We start from the raw sequence: 19,966 nt of genomic DNA on the forward strand, positions 1-19,966 counted from the left end.
CCTAAACGTTGTTTAAAAAGGTCCGTAATTAATGGCATGTGCAATAATTACGGCGATCAGTCCGATGACAAATTGAATCGCGACTAATGGGAGAATCCACTTTGCCCATTTTGTCCAAGGGATACCCGCAATCGCCAAGCCTGCCATTAATGTACCGGCTGTTGGAAAAATAATATTTCCGATGCCATCCGCGAAAGAGAACGAAAGAACAGCAGTTTGACGTGTGATATCAAGTAAATCTGCAAGTGGTGTCATAACTGGCATTGTCAGCATGGCATGTCCGCTACCTGATGCTAAAATAAAGTGAATCAGTGTTTGGAATGTATACATACCAGTAACACTTAAGTAACCCGGTACATGTTTAATTGATTCAGAAACTTCGTATAGCATAGGGTCAACGATATGACCTTCATTCAAAACAACTAGAATGGCACGAGAAATACCGATAACCAAAGCACCGCTAATTAAAGCTGCAGAACCTTCTGTAAAGGATTTTACTGTGCGATCAATTGAAAGTTTACCGATGATAGCGATTACAATTGTTAAAATTACAAACAGAGAAGCAATTTCTGTGATATACCACTGATATTTAATAACACCAAATGCTAGTACTACATAGTTTAGAAGAAAAGCTGCCAGAATCCATTTATGCTTTGCGCTCAAGGACGCTTTAGAAGTTAACAAATCGTTTGCATCTTCAGTACGATATTTCCCGTAGAAACCTAAAGAAGGATTTTTCTTTACTTTCATCGCATAACGATAGACGAAAGTAACAGAAACAAGGTAAACTATCACAAATAAGGCAAGACGATAACCCATTCCTGAAAACGTAGGCAACTCTGCGATACCTTGTGCAATCCCTACTGTAAACGGATTCATAACTGCTGTTGTAAAACCGGCAGAAGCACCAACTAATACAATTGCTGTTCCTGTAATCGTATCAAAACCTAACGCTAAAGCTAGTGGAATTAATAAAGGAATATAAGCCAGAGTTTCTTCCGCCATTCCCATTAAAGAACCACCTGCAGCAAAAAATAGCATCATAACAGGGATTAATAGCTTTTCACGAGTTTGCAGTTTCGTCGCCATTGTTTTAATTAACACATCAACTGTGCCTGTTGCACTTAATACACCAAAAAATCCACCAATAATAAGTACAAAGAAGATAATATTAGCAGCTTCCACCATACCTGTATGAATTGACTTTGTCATATCAAATAATCCGACTGGTGTAGAGTCAATCCATTTAAAAGAGTTTGGATCAACTGTAGTGCGGCCGTCTTGTTCAATACGCGTATACTCACCTGCAGGTAAAATATAGGTTAGTAGTGTCGCGATAACAAGCATGCCGAGCAGTAAAGCAAAAACGTTCAATTTCCATTCTCTTTTACGTTTTGGTTCTGTAACGATTACTTCTTGCTTCATAACCTCTCTCCTTTTGTCTATTTAGTAAGATTGGGTAATGTAAGAGTCCCCTTCGCTTAATGTATAAGCAAATTGCGTGCCAATTCTAGTAGGGTTTAATTTTAAAGAATTTTAAGAAAAATAATGCAATTTTAGGTTTTTTTCGGTTGTTTTTGGGTGTTATAATGAAACCAATTATATGCAGAAAGGTGTTTTCGCATGAAGAAATCGCTTGTTTTGATTGCCGGTAGTGTTAAGACGAGAGAAGCCTTACATCATCAATTAAAGCAACTGCTAGGAGATTATATTTCTATTAATAGTTATGCAATCGACGAGGGAATTGCCTGGCCGCTAACAGCAGATGTCGTTTTGTATTCATCTGAAGTTGTGAAATTTGAAGCAAATCGAAAACTGGTAATAGAAACAAATCATAGTATGGTTGGCAAACGAACATTGCATCATGAATATATTGATTTACTATTACGAATTCCAAGTGGCCGCAGAGTATTAGTTGTCAACGATGACTATGATGCGGCGGTAGAGCTCATTCAATCCTTATATAGACTTGGTATTGATCATATTGAGTTTTTTCCGTTTAAAAAAGAGCAGGTATTCTATGAGGATATATACATCGCAATTTCTCCAGGTGAGGCTCATCTTGCACCTCCTTATATGAAAGAAGTTATTGATATAGGCGTACGGTTATTTGATATGACCACAGTGTTAGAGATTGTGAAAGATTGTGGTCTAGATGAAAGTATTTCTGTTATTATTTCCGATCGTTATATTCGTAATATTATTGAATTACAGCGCAAACTCATGGAGGCAGAGCAGCTTACGAAACGTGTAAATGAACATATCCAGAATGTAGTTGATACAGTTGATGATGGTATATTGGCTATTGATGCGAATGAAATCATTACAGTATTTAACAAGGGAATGGAAGCTATTCTTCGGGTACCTATGGAACAAGCGATAGGTCAACCAATCTCTCGTATCTTGCCGCAGCGGGAAATCGTAGAATTTATTCGAACCGGAATAGAGGACAATAAGTACTTTAATATGAATGGAGTGGACAGCGTTGTATTTCGTTTTCCAATGCTGCAGGAAAATCGAATTGTAGTAACGTTTAAGAGTGTAAGCCAAGCGTTTGAAATAGAAAAAACAGCTCAAAGAGAATTTCGAAATCAAGGCTTTGTGGCGAAATATAGCTTTGAAGATATTATTGGTGAGCACGCTTCCTTAATTGCCTGTAAGCAAGTTGCGAAAAAGCTGGCTTTATCCAATCATCCCATTTTGATTCAAGGAGAGACGGGAACGGGCAAAGAGTTGTTTGCGCATGCTATACATAAACAGTCAAACCGAAAAAATGGTCCGTTTGTTGCTGTGAATTGTAGTGCATTTACTGAGAGTTTATTAGAGAGTGAATTATTTGGCTACGAAGAAGGTACATTCACAGGTGCAAAAAAGGGTGGTAAAAAGGGACTATTTGAGCTTGCTGATAATGGTACGATATTTCTCGATGAAATTGGCGATATCAGCTTGCATGTACAGTCGCATCTCTTGCGGGTTTTACAGGAGCAGGAGATACGAAGAGTGGGAGGCAGAAAAATTATCCCAATTAATGTGCGTGTTATTGCTGCCACTAACAAGAACATTCAAAAGAAAATAGAAGACGGTTCGTTTCGTTCGGATTTATTTTATCGGTTAAATGTATTGGGATTTCATATTCCCTCATTACGTCTTCGCCAACAGGACATTCCCCTTCTCATTAGGCACTTTATTTCAAAAAGCGGCAGGTGGATTAGTGTCGAAGAAGAGGTCATGCAAACGATGATGGAGCATAACTGGCCGGGGAATATACGTGAATTAAAAGGTGTACTTGATTATATGCTGGCGGTGTCTGATGGCCGAAGTATTACACCGAAAGATGTGCCGGGAGATCGGTTTCATAGCTCAGAGCAATCACGTGCACTTTGGCATACTGAGTATAATTTTGCAAAAACGGTGCTTGAGATGCGTGAACACTTATGTATATTAGAAACGATTAAACGTTGTAATGATGCAGGAAAAGCTGCAAGCAGAGAATATATCTCATTGCAAAGCATGGAATATGATGCCTTTCTCTCTCCGCAGCAGGTTCGCCTTCGCTTAACGCACTTGCAGGAGGAGGGCTTTGTGGTAAAAGGAAAAGGACGTGCAGGAACGAAAATTACGTCTGCAGGTGTGGACTATTTACGCTTTTTAAAAACACAGCAGCATACAACTTCAACCATATCAACATAAAAAGGAAGCCGTTAGTTGGCTTCCTTTTTGTATATTACGGCGTATTTCCGCCGTATACATTGCCCGTGGAGGAGGTAATGACGCCGTTATTTACGTTTAACGTATATGGCAATCCGCCATTTCCAGTCCACGTCGTTAAATTGAATGTGCTTCCGTGAAACAATTTGTAGATTGAAACATTTCTAAAAGTAAGTGGAGAACCACTTTGACAAACAAGCGGTGCTTCATTTGATTTTGCCATGTAAACACCTGGGTTTACAGCGCCTGGTTGTGTTACAACTTTTGCTGTACCATCTTTTTCAATTAATAGTGCCGATTTTTCGTTTACTGCAATGCCTTTTGCAGTTGCTGCAGTTTCTTCGCCGTCTTGAATATTACGTGCTATAAAGGTTAAAAATCTGCCCATGCGATCACGTTGTTCAAAATGTGTGTCAGTTTGGATATTGTGATTGACTGATGTTTGAATTAAGTAGTCTGTAAAAGAAATGAGAGAGCTGTAAGGGTTATTGAGTGCTGTCGTGGAATCAAGTGTTGTCGAACCGGCTGAGATAGAATCGTAAATATGATCGCCTTGAATCATTGTACCCGCACTTGTGCCGCCGAACGGGATGTTTTGAATGCGGTTATTTAACGCTGTAAGAGCTGGCGTTCCTTCTAAAAAGTTAACATAATCAGCTTGATTGCCGCCAGCAAAGAAGATGGCCTCCGCTTTATTAATTTTGTCAATAACAGCAGAATCTGAACCCGCATTGTTTAAGTTTGTGACAATCAAAGTGCTAACCGAGTTCAATGGTTTGCCAATAGATTGTGCGAGATCATACACGTATTGATTGTAAGCATCTGTTCCTGTTGCTCGAATGATAAGAAAATCACCGCCGTTTGCCTTTTCAATCATCCATTTAAAAGCTTCGTCTACGTCCGTACTTCCTCCCATCATCACTTGTCCGAATGTAGTGGTAGGTGAAACGTTTGTAGTACTTCCGACGGTGTAAAGCTTGTAATTTGCAGCAGCGGAAGCTGGTAAAGAAGGGGCCACAAGGGCGGCAGCAGACAAAGCAGCAATCACTGTGTGTTTAAAGCGAGTAAAGCGTTTTTTCATACATTTGTTCCTCCTCTGAATAAAGTGTTGATTACAACTTTTACTTATGCAAGTACCGTGCCAAAACTGAAAATTCAAAATTTACAGTGAATTAAAGGGGAGATGGTGTTTTAGGGGTTGTTTAAGGTTGTTATTTGAAACAGAAATGAACCTTATATAGCCTGCAAGACGACTTGAGGAAAAGAAAAGGAGGGAATATGGTATACATAAGCGTATTAAATGTAATAACTCACTACTATAGAAAGAAGAGGAATAAAATGATTCAATCATTTAAACTTATACCAAGTGCAGCAGGCAGGAAAATGCCCGTATATATGTTTCAAATTGATGATCTTTTGCTCGATACAGGACCGAGAAGTGTAGAAAAGCAAGTACGTTCTATCGTAAAAGATATCCATATTACGCGTGTCATTCATACGCATCATCACGAAGACCACACTGGGAATAGCGCATGGATACAGAAGGAATACAATTTGCCTCAATGGATTCATCCTGTAGGAGTATCTATGTGTCAAAGGGCAACGAGATTGCCTTTTTATAGGGCTTTCATGTGGCATAACCGAGATGCTTTCTTTCCAACGCCTTTAGAGGCTGAGTATGTTGAAACAGACTGTTATCGATTTAAGGTTGTTCATACTCCAGGACACGCAGAAGATCATATTGTGCTTATCGACGAGGGGAAGGCAATTTGTTTTACTGGAGACTTATACTTATTTCATTCACCCGTTTCTAATTTTTCATTTGAATCTGTACCTGAGATCATTAGGTCTTTAGATAAAGTGCTGGCATATTCTTTTCAAGATATCTACTGCTCTCATCGCGGTTATATCAGAAACGGGCGGAAGTTATTAGAACGAAAGCATGCGTATTTATTAGAACTTCAAGAGTGTGTTTTACAAGCTTTTCAGGCAGGAAAATCACCAAAACAAATTCGGAAGGAATTACTTCCGAAAAGTAGATGGTTTCAATATATATCATTTTTCGAAAATTCATCTACACACACAGTGAAATCCATTTTAAAAGAATTATAGTAAACAGGAGTGTCACTTAACAGATGCAGTACGAGACTCCTTGCTTCTAAGTTGTTTTTCAAGAACAGTCATATGTTTTTGAACTTTATCCGCATAGGAGAAATCACCAAAGCAGTATGGATATCGGAAATTAGCCATAGAGCCGCCGCATGTATATAAATCAGGTCGATTGTCTACTTGCATTTTAGAGTAGGCTTTAGCAAGCTCTTGCGTATGCTGGGTACCATTATCTGCGATGTAAATAATATAGCCAGGGCCCATATTATAGCTTTGTACAATTGTGTTTAAATCTACATGGTGTTTTCGACCAAGCTTGTACATTTGTTGAAAATGAAAGACACCTTGCGAGATGCTTTGCTGTGGATTTTGAATAGCGTTGCGCTTCAGACCAGCTGATTCTGAAGATTGCATCGGATCTAAGCCCTCGCCTTTACTCTCTTGATACATAATTGCTAATAAAAGCGGGGTGAATTCGCTTAAGTTATATTTGGTTAATTCATTTTTAATGTCTGTTTCATATGTTAATACTTTATCTGTATGACTTGGTAAAAACGTTGTAAAATAATCGTTTAATTTATGTTTTATATCAGGCTTTGCTAGCAATAAAATAAACGGAAATGAAAGTAGCATGAGTAAAGAGAATAGTATTCTTCTCAACATTATTCTGCCATTCCTCCAGTGATAAGATAATGAGTTGTTTCTCTTTCCTATCGTATCATAAATAGAAGGGATAGTTGACAAGGGATGCTAGAAAAAAGTAAGGAATAATTGGAAGTTAAAGCATTCAAGCAAAAAACCTTCGCCCAGCGACGAAGGTTTAACGATTAGGAAGGAGAAACAACGTTGTCTTCAGGTGGTTGTTCTTCTTTCTTATTTGCTAATTTAATTTGATGAAGAAATACAGTGAATATCGCTCCAATGATAATAAAGATTAATCCTACAAAAAACACGCTGTGCAAGGAGTCCATCAATGCCGTTTTTAGAATAGGTATCATCCCATCGACAAAGGTTTTTGGAAGCTGCTTTAGTGTATCTAGATTAAATAGCATCTGAAAAAGACCTTCTGGATTTGTAGCAATCATATCCTTAAATTTACCAGTCATGGCATCGACTTCTGTAGGAAGTGTGTTTAAGAATGGAACCAATTTGTCTGTCAACAATGTTCCAGATTTGCTGTTCATAACAGCACCTAAAATAGTAATTCCAAACGTACCGCCGATCGAGCGGAAAAATTGGCTAGATGATGTAACAATACCAAGTTCTTCTTTGGAAAAGCTTTCTTGCAGCGCTAGTGTCAAAATCGGCATAACCAATCCCATACCTATACCAATAATAGCCATATAAGAGGTTGCAGCCAGTTTACTTGTATCTATATTCATAGTAGTCAATAAGAAAAAACCACCACCCATAATGAGCATACCGGTAATAATCTGTGGTTTAATACCAACTTTGTAAACTAACTGTCCGCCGATAACACTTGTAATAATCATTGCAATCATCATAGGCGTCATAATGGTTCCGGATTCTGTAGCGCTGACGCCGACAATCCCTTGCATAAAGAATGGTACAAAAGTAATAGCCCCAAACATACCAATCGCCATAAAGAAGCCGATTAGGTTTAATAACGTAAAGGTCTTATTTTTAAATAAATACATGGGAAGAATGGGTTCTTTTGCTTTTGTTTCTATTATGACAAAGCTAATTAAAGCAACAATGGCAAGAAAAAACATGCCAATAATTTGCCAAGAATCCCATGCGTAATCTTTACCGCCAAGACTAAGCGCTAGCAACAGACTGACAACACCAACAATCATAGTGAACATACCTAATAGATCGAAGTTGATAGGACCAGTTTGTTTTTTACCTCTAAGTCCTAACGCAATAAAAATGGTAGCGATAATACCAACAGGTAAGTTAATATAAAATACCCATTTCCAATTCCAGGTATCAACAATCCAACCGCCGATTTGCGGACCAATAACAGAAGCAAGGCCATAAATTCCTCCAAACACGCCTTGAAATTTAGCGCGCTCTTTCCCTGTAAATAAATCTCCAATGACAATCATGGCCATAGGCATCATAACACCGCCGCCAATACCCTGCAGCCCACGATATATAATAAGTTCAGTCATTGTATCCGCAATGCCGCACAGAGCGGAAGCTCCCATAAATATAATTAATCCTGTTACATAAACTACTCTACGTCCTAATAAATCTGCCAGTTTACCGGCAATAGGAACAACAGTCGTTGAAGTGAGCAAATAAGCTGTAGTAAGCCAAGTCATCATGCTTAAGCCGCCTAAATCTCCGACAATTTTCGGCATCGCAGTTCCCACAATTGTACCATCAAGTGCTGAAAAAAACATGGCAATAATTAAACCGATCAGCAACAAAGTACGATTCTGGCTTGTATTCTCAATTGTATGCATTATATGTCCTCCTTTTGTAGTTGTTTCTATTAAAAACGATTACTCTTCTTCCATCATCAGATGCACCAGCTTTTCGTAAATAGCTGCTATTGTAGCTAGATCCGTTTCATCTAAATGAGAAAAGTAACGGTTAATAATCGCTTTTCTGGCTTCTAGAACTTGTTGAAACGTATGATTTCCTTGCGCCGTAAGACGAATGTTGACAACCCGTCGGTCCTTTGTATCATGCTCTCGCATAACAAGCTCGTTTTGTTCCAGCCTATCCACCATAAAGGTAACAGCACTAGGTTTTACACCCATTTCTTCCGCTAATTCAGAAATCTTACAGCTGCCTTTTTTCTTTAAAAAGCCGATAACAAATAATTGAGTGGGTGTAATCCTGTGCTCTTGAATGCTTGCCTGCATCTGCGGCTGTAACTTTTGAAACATAACATGCAGCGCAGTGTGAATGCGTTGTAGATAAGAATGGTTATCCATATGTTTAATCACCTTTAAAATTTATTTAATATAAATATATAACATAGTTAAATATAAGTGTTGTATAAATAAATGTCAATTTCTGAATTTGTCGAAGCTACCTTTTTATCTATAAATATATTTATGTATTATTTAATATTTACTAATTTGTATTATTGGTTTGTTGGGGCTACAATAAGTTTCGTAAGCTACATGAAAGACAATTAACAAGGAGGAATTACCCATGAAAAAACATATATTAATGGTTGTTACAACAGCAGATAAAATGAACGAAGATCACCCAACAGGACTTTGGCTTTCCGAGTTCGGTGAAGCGTATGTAGAATTCGCGAAAAAAGGTTTTGATATCACAGTAGCAAGTCCGCTTGGCGGCAAAGCACCTGTAGATGCTCGTAGTTTAGAAGGTGATGTACCGCAGGAGATTTTAGATACAGCTAAGCACCTAGAAAATACAATGAAGCTAGAGGATATTAAAGACGCTTCTCAGTTTGACGCGATTTTCTTACCAGGTGGACACGGTACAATGTTTGATCTACCAGACAACGCTAAGCTACAGGCTTTAATCAGAGAATTGTATGAGGCAGATAAAGTGGTAGCAGCTGTATGTCACGGTCCTGCTGGTTTAGTAGGTGTTACGCTATCTGATGGTACACCTTTAGTAGCAGGCAAAAAGGTTGCTGCGTTTACAGACGAAGAAGAAAGAGAAACAACATTGGATCGCTTTATGCCATTCCTATTGGAAAGTCGTCTTCGTGAGTTAGGTGCTGAAATGGTTGTTGCACCAAATTGGTCCAACAATGTACAAGCTGATGGATATTTGATCACAGGTCAAAATCCACAATCTACAGTTAGTGTGGCAGAAGCGGTTATTAACAAATTAAGCTAATTTATTATAAAAGCCTGTAGCTTATCAGTTGCAGGCTTCTTTAATGGAGGAATCATCATGGAAAACTTTCGATTTCATAACCCGACAAAGTTGATTTTCGGTAAAGGGCAGTTAGAAGCGCTTAAAACAGAAGTGCCTCTATATGGAAAACGTGTACTTTTATTGTACGGAGGTGGAAGCATCAAGCGGAGCGGCTTGTATGACCAAGTACAGACTTTACTTGCAGAAGCAGATCTATTTGTGGTAGAGCTTGGCGGCGTAGAACCAAATCCACGTGTATCTACAGTCAACAAAGGAATTTCTTTAATCAAAGAAAACAATCTGGACTTTATTTTAGCTGTGGGCGGCGGAAGTGTCATTGATTGTGCAAAAGCCATCGCAGCAGGTAGCCATTATGATGGTGATGTGTGGGATATTGTAACGAAGAAAGTGATTCCTACTTCAGCGGTTCCAATTGGCACTGTTCTTACCCTTGCTGCAACCGGCTCTGAAATGAACGGAGGTTCGGTTATTACCAATTGGGAGCAAAATGATAAGCGCTCTTTCGGTTCTATTCATACGTATCCAAAATTCAGTATTTTAGATCCGCAGTTAACATTCACTGTACCACGCGACCAAACAATTTACGGCATTGTAGACATTATGTCTCATGTACTTGAGCAATATTTCCATGCTTCAGAAAATGCACCGCTGCAAGAGCGTATTGGAGAATCCATTTTACGCACTGTGATGGAAGTGGCGCCTAAGCTAGTGAATGATTTAGAGAACTATGCTTACCGTGAAGCTATTATGTTAAATGGTACATTTGCTTTAAATGGTATTTTATCTATGGGCGTGAAAACGGACTGGGCGACACATATGATGGAGCATGCAGTCTCAGCTGTATACGATATTCCGCATGGCGGTGGCTTGGCCATTTTGTTCCCGCACTGGATGGAGTATGTGGCAGCCACAAAACCAGAAAAAGTGGCGCAGCTTGGGGTACGTGTATTTGATTTGCACGCAGAAGAGAAAACAGAAACTGAGCTTGCAGCTGAAACGGTAGCTGCATTGCGTGCCTTCTGGACTTCCATCGATGCGCCGCAAAAACTAGCGGATTATAATATTAATGACGAGCAATTGGATTTGATGGCAGAGCGTGCTATGGTAGCACCTACAATTGGTAACTATGTACCCCTTACGAAAAAAGATGTGCGCGAGATTTTAAAACGAGCATTATAAGGAGGCGATGATATGACGGTTATTATTAATGCCATCATAAAACCGAAAGCCGGGAAGGAAGAAGAACTTCGCAAAGAATTAATAGATGTTATTGCACCTTCTCGCGCAGAAGCGGGTTGTATTCAGTATACTTTACATGAAGCAGCTGACCAAAGTACGTTTGTCTTTTATGAGATCTGGCAAGATGAAGAAGCATTGCAATCTCATATTGAAACACCGCACTATAAACAATATAGAGAGAATGTAGCTTCATTGATCGAAGCGCGTGAAGTACACAAGTTGCAAAAGATTAATCAATAGGAGACGAAGCGCCGCTTATCGAGCGGTGCTTTGTTTTGAAATTGGGAGAGAATGTTATGAGCTATAAAAACTATGCGCATGTTCGTATTGGTGCCCCGGCTGAATTTTTTTCATGCCGCGCGCTGGAGACACTTTATAAAACAGATGGATACTATGAAGTAACATTTGGTTTAACAAGAGAGCTGCTGGAGCAATTACAGGATAGGAAACTGGATTGTGTGATTGCGACGAAGAAATATGGTATACCAGGTATCCAATATACAGCATGGGAAAGTGAAACATTGGTAATAGTAGGTGCTTCTCATATGAAAGTAAGCCCCGATGTGTGCGAACAAACATGGCTAGAGCAGCAGCACTGGATTAGCTATGGGAGGGAGTTACCGATAATGAGACGAATATGGAAGCAACACTTCCATACACATGCCGTGATGGAGGCCGCACATATAATCCCTGATTTACGCGGGATATTAAAGGCTGTCGAACTTGGGATGGGAATAAGTGTGCTACCAACATATATTGCGAAGGAATGGATTGAAGCAGGTCGCTGCCAAATATTATTTCCGCATTTAAGCTTTACCAATGCATTATATTTTGCGTATCGCGAGGAAGATAGTGATGTATTTGCTATCGAAAGTATTAAAAAGAGTATAGCAAAGTTGTCGTAATATATCCGTACTTGTTTTTATCGATTATCTAGCGATATGATAGAAAGAAAAAAGTCTTCTATGAAATCAAGAGGGGTAGTCTATGATCGACTTTGAATGGTACCGTAGCTTTATTAGTATATATCAACATCGTTCTGTGTCGGGGGCGGCAAAGGCGCGTATTTTAACGCAGCCGGCAATGAGCCAGCATCTAGCAGCTTTGGAGGCGGAAGTGGGCGAACCGCTATTTATTCGTGCACCGCGCAAGATGATTCCAACAGATAAAGGAAAAGAATTGTATAGTAAGCTTGTTCCCCTTATTGAAAGCCTGGAAAAAGCAACTCTTGAAATACGCCATGCTTCGTACGATGTAGCTGTTCCGGTTATACGGATAGGTTCACCGGGGGAGTATTTTGCAAAAAACGCATTACAAAAGATAAAGAACTTAAATATTCGCTACACAGTACAATTTGGTGTTGCCGGCGAGTTGTTTGAACTACTGCAACGAGATGAAGTTGACTTTATTATATCTACCCAAAAGTCTCAGACGCCGGGGATTACGTATACTCAACTTGAAGATGAGCGGTTTGTTGTGGTTGTACCGTCGGATTATACAGTGGATTACGAGGAAACACCAGATATAGAAGCATGGTTAAAAGAGCAAAGATGGCTAAGCTACGGATTAGAATTACCGATTATTAGACGATATTGGCAGACTCATTTTGGAAAGCGACCAGATTTCCAACCCTTTCATGTGATGCCAGATTTACGCGCTATTTTAGAAGCTATTGAAAAAGGTATGGGAATCAGTGTATTACCTACGTACTTGATAGAGGAATCTATACGTTTGCAAAAGGTAAAAATCATGTTTCAGCACTTATATGTGCATAATACAATTTATGCTGGTTATAAAACCGAAATGAAGGACGATCCGGTCATTTTACAAATGATACAGAGTTTGCAAGGAGAAAGATAAAGCTCGTTTTGCTAGTATATGTAGCAAAGCGAGCTTTTTGAGCTAGAGGCTAAAGTTTGTTGCTGATTGGGCTACGGAGGTTTGCTTTCCTTAGGCAGTCAGGGAGCCTTCTCCGCGCTTCAGTTGTAGTTAACGGTATAGCTGTGAACCGCTCTGCATAAACTCTGTAGCTTTTTGTTCCATTTCTTGTTGAACCCAGTTTTCAGCATCCATTCCTTTTTCCTTAGCAACATTTCGTATATCCTGCGAAATGCGCATGCTACAAAACTTTGGTCCGCACATGGAACAAAAGTGGGCTGTTTTTGCTCCTTCGGCAGGAAGTGTTTCGTCATGATATTCCATAGCGCGTTCCGGATCAAGAGAGAGGTTGAATTGATCACGCCAACGAAATTCAAATCTAGCTTTCGAAAGAGCATTATCTCGTTTTTGTGCACCTGGGTGTCCTTTTGCCAAATCTGCGGCATGAGCAGCGAGCTTGTATGTCACAACGCCTGTGCGAACATCTTCTTTGTTAGGAAGGCCAAGGTGCTCTTTTGGTGTGACATAACAAAGCATTGCTGTTCCAAACCATCCAATCATTGCTGCACCGATAGCTGAGGTGATATGGTCGTAACCAGGCGCAATATCTGTTGTGAGTGGACCGAGTGTATAGAAGGGGGCTTCCTGGCACAGTTCTAACTGTTTTTCCATATTTTCTTTTATTAAATGCATAGGAACATGACCTGGCCCCTCCACCATCACTTGTACATCATGCTTCCAAGCAATTTTAGTGAGCTCCCCAAGTGTTTCTAGTTCTTTAAACTGCGCTTCATCGTTTGCATCCGCGATCGATCCTGGACGTAACCCGTCTCCTAAGGAAAAAGCGATATCATATGTTTTCATGATTTCGCAAATGTCTTCAAAATGCGTGTACAAAAAGTTTTCTTGATGATGTGCAAGGCACCACTGCGCCATGATGGAACCACCTCTTGAAACGATACCTGTCACCCGATTTGCAGTGAGCGGAATGTAACGTAAAAGAACACCAGCATGAATAGTAAAGTAATCTACACCTTGTTCAGCTTGCTCAATCAATGTGTCACGGAACACGTCCCAGCTCAAGTTCTCTGCAATACCGTTTACTTTTTCAAGTGCTTGATAGATCGGAACCGTTCCTACAGGTACAGGTGAGTTGCGAAGAATCCATTCCCTTGTTGTATGTATCTGCTTCCCTGTTGACAAATCCATAATTGTATCTGTGCCCCAACGAGTAGCCCATGTCATTTTTTCTACTTCATCTTCAATAGATGAAGTAACGGCAGAGTTACCAATATTGGCATTAATTTTCACATGAAAATTGCGACCGATAATCATTGGTTCGCTTTCTGGATGATTGATATTACAAGGGATAATGGCGCGTCCACAAGCGACCTCGGCGCGTACAAATTCCGGAGAAACTTGCTCCCTTATTGCAATGAACTCCATTTCAGGTGTGATGACGCCTTTTCGTGCATAGTGTAGTTGCGTTACGTTCTTCCCAGACTGTGCACGGCGTGGTTTTTTATTTGAATTAGGGAAGAAATGTGAATGTATGAGAGGGTTACGGTCTTTAAACCCGTTATCAGCAGCCTGTATATCTCTGCCTTCATATAATTCCGTATCATTTCGTTCCACGATCCAATTTGTTCGTAGTGGCTGTAGGCCTTTTCGTATGTCAGTAGCAATATTCATATCTGTATAAGGGCCGCTCGTATCATAGACCCGAAACGGTGCATTTTCTGTCGTTCCTAATGAATCTACCGTAGGAGATAACGAAATTTCACGCATCGGAACTTGGATATCGGATCTAGAACCTTCAACATATACTTTTTTGCTACCTGGAAAATACATAAAATCCTGTACAGAATTGCTTTTCATCATTACATCGCTCCTTTTTCCATAATAAAAGGACCGTGTCTACTTTCATAAGCATGAAAAAGCCAGGCTCTGCAGAACCTGGCTGAATGTTAGGAAATAAGCATAATACAAATTATGCGCGCTAACTTCCCCACGCTGGTATGAACCAGATCAGGTCCTGAGGGTTAAGAAACTTCACTGTGTTTCTCTCTCAGCCCAACTCGTTGGACACCCCTAGTTATTAAAAATTTTCAATTTTACAAAATAAATATATGGTATTTGCATAAATTTGTAAAGCGTTTTAGTCAACTAAAGAGCCAATGATAGGATAACGGTAAGGTTTATCATTTATCGCTCTTAAAATGCCCATGATGGGAGCAATAATGGCCATCAATCCAAATACAATTAGGAATGGAATACCAATCAATACCCAAGAGAAGAGCAAGGATACAGAAATTAAAATACTTATTATCACATGAAACAGCAGCGCTTGTAAGGAAAGGCTTTTTACTTCACGATCGGATATTAACAAATACACCACCAATGGGACGATAATAGGTGCAAACCATGTGCTCGCATGCACTAATATTTTTAAACCTTTGTTTTCCAAAGAAAACACTCCTTTGATATAAGTCATAGTCTTATTATACGTTATGGCAAAAGGGAAGGCTTCAGACCAAAGATGTATTTATATATACATCTATAGAATGGCATTTATAATCTTACTTCATTAAGATGATGAGGCTTAGAATGTGACAAAATGATTTTTAATTATATGTACGAAAATAAGTAAAAATAGAATAAGGTTTACTATCCTCTAGGTTATCCTTATTCTTTACATAATAATAATGCAACCATAACGTTTGACTGTACAGTAACACTCGTTTTATGATGAAAGTATGATATTCTGTTTGCTATATGGCTTGTTAAATCTGTCATGATTTCTTTTTGGAAAATGAGGCAAATTAATGAGAAGAGGCGAATATTCACACAGGAGGTGAACACTCCGGCTTTTTGTAGCGGAGGGCACATTTGGAGATATTGAATTTAGTTTTAGTTGCAGTTTTAATTGCACTTACCGGCTTTTTTGTTGCCACTGAGTTTGCGATGGTGAAAGTGCGCGGAAGTCGAATTGATCAGCTGGTTGCTGAAGGAAGACGAGGTTCACACGCAGCAAAAAGACTTGTTTCAAACCTAGATGAATACTTGTCCGCTTGTCAGCTCGGTATTACAATGACTGCTTTAGGTCTTGGTTGGCTAGGAGAACCAACCGTTCATCATATGCTGGAACCGCTTTTTAAAGACTTGAAATTCTCAGATGCTGTCGCAGGTACGGTATCCTTTATTATTGCGTTTTCATTAATTACCTTTTTACATGTAGTCGTGGGGGAGCTTGCGCCAAAAACCGTTGCTATTCAAAAGGCGGAGCAAGTTACTTTGTTATTTGCTAAACCATTAATTTGGTTTTATAAAATCGCATACCCGTTCATCTGGATTTTAAATGGATCCGCACGTGTATTGGTAGGGTTATTTGGCTTTAAACCTGCATCTGAGCATGAAGTGGCTCACTCTGAAGAGGAGCTGCGTTTGATTTTAACAGACAGTTTTGAAAGCGGAGAAATCAATCAAGCAGAGTATAAATATGTAGAAAATATTTTTGAGTTTGACAATCGAATTGCAAAGGAGATTATGGTGCCTCGTACTGAGATTGTTGGCTTATATGTAGAAGATTCATTTGAACAGCATAAAGTGATTATTGGAAATGAACGCTATACAAGATATCCCGTCTTTGGTGAAGATAAGGATGATATTATTGGGATGGTGAATGTAAAGGACTTTTTCATTCGCTATATGAGTGAAGATGGGACGCAAACCCGTTCTATTCGAGACTTTACGCGACCGGTTATCGAAGTTATGGAAACGATTGCAATTCATGACTTATTGCTGTTAATGCAGAAAAAACGTATTCCAATGGCCGTTTTATATGATGAGTATGGGGGAACAGCGGGGTTGGTTACCCTAGAAGATATTCTAGAAGAAATCGTCGGAGAAATTCGTGATGAATATGACGATGACGAGCGTCCGCCAATCCAGCATATCAACGATGAACATAAAATTGTAGATGGAAAAGTGCTGATTGAGGAAGTAAATGATTTGTTCGGTCTTGATATTACGGATGAAATTGTAGATACAATTGGCGGCTGGATTTTAACTCAAAATCATGAGATTCAAGAGGGACATGCCATTGAGGCTGGCGGTTACGAATTTAAAGTGCTAGAGAAAGATGCCCATCAAATCAAACGAGTAGAAATTCGTAAAGCGCAGGAGCGAGAAGAAGAACAGGCAACGGCGCAGTAAGTCGTTGCTTGCGTTTTTGCCCACTCGTATGTTTGCCGGACAAATCAGTGAGCTGGAATTACGATTTGCGTATGAAGCATCTGGCTTACGTGTTTGGATGGAGGTAGATTGTCGCACTGGTTTCCACGAGATGGAAGCAAAGCGGGAATTTGTGCTAGAGCATGTACATTTGCAAGATCAATCGTATTTGGTACAGCTTTTGAAGGAGTATATCACAGATTCTTTGAAACACCCTCATCTTTACACACAGCCGTTCTCTTATAAGACACACGGATACGATGGTAGTGGAATTGGTAGTATGATTGGTGGTCTAGCAGTCGGGCTTTTAGGTGCGATGGTGTTAGACGGAATGATGGAAGAGATGTTTGAGGATGTAGCTGAAGCAATGGGATTTGATGAGGAATCTGGGTTGGGAGATTTCTTTGGTGGTGACGAGGAAGAGTTTTAATTTAGGAAGAGGACGCAAATGTGCGTCCTTTTTTTGTTGCCAAGTATGTTGCTTAGTATGAACAAAAAGTCCATGAAAAAGGATAGAAAAGTACATGGTAACTTTAGGCAAAAAAACGTATCATCATAAATGAGATTGATTATCAATAACAAAGGAGAATATAAATGAGAACCAAAAACAGAAGTCGATTTATGAGCATTATGCTCCTTGTAAGTATAGTGGGAATGATTTTGGCAGGCTGTGGGACAAGCAAGGAAACAATGGGTGAGAATAAAGAAAAGGCTAAAACGGATGAAGTGCGCAAAGTAACACATGCGATGGGTGAAACCGAAATACAAGGTACGCCAAAGCGCGTTGTTGTGTTAACAAATGAAGGTACTGAAGCAGTATTAGAATTAGGTGTAAAACCAGTCGGTGCAGTGAAATCTGGTGTTGGTGAAACATGGTTTCCGCATATTGTAAAGAAAATGGAAGGTGTAAAGGAGTTAGGAGAAGAAGCACAGCCTAACTTAGAAGCGATTGCTTCCTTAAAGCCAGATCTTATTTTGGGTAACAAAGTTCGCCATGAAAAAGTGTATACACAATTATCTGCGATTGCACCAACTGTATTTTCTGAAGACTTAGCAGGAAGATGGAAAGAAAACTTTACGTTGTATGCAGAGGCTTTGAATAAAGCAGCAGAAGGCAAAAAAGCAATGACAGCTTATGATAAACACATTGCCGATGTAAAGAAAAAGCTAGGTGACAAAATAAATACGCAAGTATCGCTAGTACGTTTCTTACCAACAACAGTTCGTATTTATCAAAAAGATACATTTGCTGGTACGGTATTAAAAGATGTTGGCATTGCACGTGTACCTTCACAAGATAAAGACAATTTTATGGAAGTGATTACAGAAGAACGTATGAAGGATATGGACGGGGATATTATGTTTTACTTCAACGCTGATTATGACGAAACAAAAGGCGGCACGAAAAAGCAACAAGAGTGGATGAACCACCCGCTTTATAAAGAGCTAAACGTAGCTAAAACCAACAATGCTCACCAAGTTGATGAAGTCATTTGGAACCTGTCTGGCGGTATTAAGGCAGCTAACTTATTGCTGGATGATATTGTGAAGCACAAGGATTCCATGAAGTAAAGTCGAGATGTTTTTAGGTGAGAGAAGAATGGGCTGTGTAGTTGCGGCTAGGATGTAAGAGGAGTTTATATCTAGTAAGACCATACAAACTTGCGCATGTGTCTCTTTTGTGTCCCTATTGGTTGATAGGTTAGAAAAACGGCTGATATAAAAAAAGTACACCATTATAATTGAAAGAGATAATCATTTTCAATTATAATGGTGTACAGTTACATGAATAGGAGAATTTGTATATGTTTATTCAAATTAAAACAATTTCTGTAGAAGAGGGTTATGCGGAACAAATGGTAGAGCGCTTTGCAGGGCAGGGTATTATTGAAGAGCAACCTGGTTTTTTAGATTTAAGTGTATTAAAGAAAAAACAAGGAAAAGGTGCAGAAGAAGTTTTGGTTGTCATTCGTTGGGAATCGGAAGCAGCGTGGAAGGCTTGGGAGACGAGTGAGGTCCATTTAGCAGGTCATCGTGCAAACCGTGGCAAGCCAGCACCTTCTTTCATTTTGAATAGTCGTCAAGATGTATACCATGTATTGGGGCAGAAAATGTGTCAAGCGTAAGAAGAAATACATTGTATCAATGTGTATAGGAAAGATGGTGTTTAGGTTGTCGATTATAAATGGGATTTCTTTGTTAGATATCCAAGTTTCTTCACAAGAAATATACAGTGCTGATATAAATACAAGCAAAAAATTCATGCTTTTGTATGTGAGCGCAGGCAGTGGCTTACTTATAGAAGGAGAGAAAGAAGCTTTCTTATATGAAGGAATGAGCTATTGGAGTAATCAAAGTGTACATATTACATCAAGAGAAGCTATGCATGTATATATACTATTTTGGGATATCGAAGCAAAATGGACACAGCTTCCTTTGATACAACAACCACCACTAAAACTTATTCCACTATGGGAGGAGTTGTTGCATTTGCAACAGGGATGTTCTTTTTCCGAGCGATGCCGCTTTAACGCAGCCGCATGGAATCTGATTTCATTGTTAACCGATGACACTTCCTATGACAGTATTCAAGAAGCTATATGGTTTATGAAGGAAAATGTTTCGAAGGTATATACAATTGCAGAATTGGCTACGAATGCAGGAATGACACCAACTTCATTTACAAGAGCGTTTAAAAAAAAGATAGGGATATCTCCAAAAGAATTTTTAAATGAACAAAGAATTAAGTTGGCAAAAGAGTTAATGCAGCATCACGAAAACATTACAACAAAAGATATTGCCTTGCAGGTCGGGTTGCAGGATGAATTTTATTTTAGTCGATTATTCAAGAAAAAAGAAGGTATGCCACCTTCTGTATATATGAAAAAATTTCATGAAAGACGTGCTTAAGGTACGTTATTTTTTCAAAACTATATGAGAATTATTATCAATTGTAACGTTT

19 protein-coding genes and 1 riboswitch are annotated in these 19,966 nt (G+C 39.2%); of the genes, 12 read left to right on the forward strand and 7 right to left on the reverse strand.

Features of this window, described 5'->3' with window-relative positions; translation table 11 throughout:
- Positions 1–12 precede the first annotated feature (12 nt).
- A complete protein-coding gene (locus MUG87_RS15515) occupies positions 13–1,425 on the reverse strand; it encodes a YfcC family protein (protein WP_247083332.1) in 1,413 nt (470 codons plus the stop codon).
- A gap of 198 nt (positions 1,426–1,623) precedes the next feature.
- Between MUG87_RS15515 and MUG87_RS15520 the strand changes: the two genes are divergently transcribed.
- Positions 1,624–3,690 carry a sigma-54 interaction domain-containing protein gene (locus MUG87_RS15520; RefSeq protein ID WP_247083334.1) on the forward strand — a complete coding sequence of 689 codons (2,067 nt, stop codon included), beginning with the start codon at positions 1,624–1,626 and terminating at the stop codon, positions 3,688–3,690.
- A 34-nt stretch (positions 3,691–3,724) separates the two neighbouring features.
- Here MUG87_RS15520 and MUG87_RS15525 read toward each other — a convergent pair whose 3' ends face one another.
- Complete coding sequence (locus tag MUG87_RS15525; protein WP_247083336.1) at positions 3,725–4,789, reverse strand: cyanophycinase; 1,065 nt, start codon at positions 4,787–4,789, stop codon at positions 3,725–3,727.
- 257 nt (positions 4,790–5,046) lie between these two features.
- Between MUG87_RS15525 and MUG87_RS15530 the strand changes: the two genes are divergently transcribed.
- Positions 5,047–5,820, forward strand: coding sequence for an MBL fold metallo-hydrolase (locus MUG87_RS15530; RefSeq protein WP_247083338.1), 774 nt, complete (start codon positions 5,047–5,049; stop codon positions 5,818–5,820).
- 12 nt (positions 5,821–5,832) lie between these two features.
- Here the strand turns inward: MUG87_RS15530 and MUG87_RS15535 are convergent, their stop codons facing one another.
- From MUG87_RS15535 to MUG87_RS15545, 3 genes are all read right to left on the reverse strand, one after another.
- Positions 5,833–6,480 (reverse strand): lysozyme family protein, encoded by a 648-nt coding sequence (locus MUG87_RS15535; RefSeq protein WP_247083340.1) that lies wholly within the window; start codon positions 6,478–6,480, stop codon positions 5,833–5,835.
- Positions 6,481–6,644: 164 nt separating this feature from the next.
- Positions 6,645–8,249 carry an MDR family MFS transporter gene (locus tag MUG87_RS15540; protein WP_247083342.1) on the reverse strand — a complete coding sequence of 535 codons (1,605 nt, stop codon included), beginning with the start codon at positions 8,247–8,249 and terminating at the stop codon, positions 6,645–6,647.
- Between the two features lie 39 nt (positions 8,250–8,288).
- Positions 8,289–8,726 (reverse strand): MarR family winged helix-turn-helix transcriptional regulator, encoded by a 438-nt coding sequence (locus tag MUG87_RS15545; protein ID WP_247083344.1) that lies wholly within the window; start codon positions 8,724–8,726, stop codon positions 8,289–8,291.
- 223 nt (positions 8,727–8,949) lie between these two features.
- On the opposite strand from MUG87_RS15545, the gene MUG87_RS15550 reads away from it, so the two are divergent.
- From MUG87_RS15550 to MUG87_RS15570, 5 genes are all read left to right on the forward strand, one after another.
- Complete coding sequence (locus MUG87_RS15550) at positions 8,950–9,612, forward strand: type 1 glutamine amidotransferase domain-containing protein (RefSeq protein ID WP_124565439.1); 663 nt, start codon at positions 8,950–8,952, stop codon at positions 9,610–9,612.
- Between the two features lie 57 nt (positions 9,613–9,669).
- Positions 9,670–10,833 (forward strand): iron-containing alcohol dehydrogenase, encoded by a 1,164-nt coding sequence (locus MUG87_RS15555; protein WP_247083346.1) that lies wholly within the window; start codon positions 9,670–9,672, stop codon positions 10,831–10,833.
- Positions 10,834–10,845: 12 nt separating this feature from the next.
- Positions 10,846–11,133 carry a putative quinol monooxygenase gene (locus MUG87_RS15560; protein WP_247083348.1) on the forward strand — a complete coding sequence of 96 codons (288 nt, stop codon included), beginning with the start codon at positions 10,846–10,848 and terminating at the stop codon, positions 11,131–11,133.
- Between the two features lie 56 nt (positions 11,134–11,189).
- Entirely contained in the window at positions 11,190–11,798 is a 609-nt protein-coding gene (locus MUG87_RS15565) for a substrate-binding domain-containing protein (RefSeq protein ID WP_247083350.1), read from the forward strand.
- Positions 11,799–11,880: 82 nt separating this feature from the next.
- On the forward strand, positions 11,881–12,753 hold the full coding sequence (locus MUG87_RS15570; protein ID WP_247083352.1) for a LysR family transcriptional regulator: 873 nt from the start codon (positions 11,881–11,883) through the stop codon (positions 12,751–12,753).
- A 129-nt stretch (positions 12,754–12,882) separates the two neighbouring features.
- On the opposite strand, the gene thiC is transcribed toward MUG87_RS15570, so the two are convergent.
- Positions 12,883–14,652: a phosphomethylpyrimidine synthase ThiC gene (gene thiC, locus MUG87_RS15575; RefSeq protein ID WP_290429017.1), complete on the reverse strand. Its 1,770-nt coding sequence runs from the start codon at positions 14,650–14,652 to the stop codon at positions 12,883–12,885.
- Positions 14,653–14,759: 107 nt separating this feature from the next.
- Positions 14,760–14,874: riboswitch (TPP riboswitch) on the reverse strand.
- 55 nt (positions 14,875–14,929) lie between these two features.
- Positions 14,930–15,238, reverse strand: coding sequence for a DUF4870 domain-containing protein (locus MUG87_RS15580; RefSeq protein ID WP_247083354.1), 309 nt, complete (start codon positions 15,236–15,238; stop codon positions 14,930–14,932).
- Positions 15,239–15,660: 422 nt separating this feature from the next.
- On the opposite strand from MUG87_RS15580, the gene MUG87_RS15585 reads away from it, so the two are divergent.
- The 5 genes from MUG87_RS15585 to MUG87_RS15605 all read left to right on the forward strand — a co-directional run bounded on the left by MUG87_RS15585 (position 15,661) and on the right by MUG87_RS15605 (position 19,914).
- Complete coding sequence (locus MUG87_RS15585) at positions 15,661–16,986, forward strand: hemolysin family protein (protein ID WP_247083356.1); 1,326 nt, start codon at positions 15,661–15,663, stop codon at positions 16,984–16,986.
- Positions 16,987–16,990: 4 nt separating this feature from the next.
- Positions 16,991–17,434, forward strand: a complete 444-nt coding sequence (locus MUG87_RS15590; RefSeq protein WP_247083357.1) for a sporulation protein — start codon at positions 16,991–16,993, stop codon at positions 17,432–17,434.
- 164 nt (positions 17,435–17,598) lie between these two features.
- A complete protein-coding gene (locus tag MUG87_RS15595; protein WP_247083358.1) occupies positions 17,599–18,576 on the forward strand; it encodes an ABC transporter substrate-binding protein in 978 nt (325 codons plus the stop codon).
- 233 nt (positions 18,577–18,809) lie between these two features.
- Positions 18,810–19,130, forward strand: coding sequence for an antibiotic biosynthesis monooxygenase family protein (locus MUG87_RS15600; protein WP_247083359.1), 321 nt, complete (start codon positions 18,810–18,812; stop codon positions 19,128–19,130).
- 46 nt (positions 19,131–19,176) lie between these two features.
- A complete protein-coding gene (locus MUG87_RS15605; protein ID WP_247083360.1) occupies positions 19,177–19,914 on the forward strand; it encodes a helix-turn-helix domain-containing protein in 738 nt (245 codons plus the stop codon).
- The last annotated feature ends 52 nt before the right edge of the window (positions 19,915–19,966 follow it).

It is taken from the genome of Ectobacillus sp. JY-23, from assembly GCF_023022965.1.
Taxonomy (GTDB): Bacteria; Bacillota; Bacilli; order Bacillales; family Bacillaceae_G; genus Ectobacillus.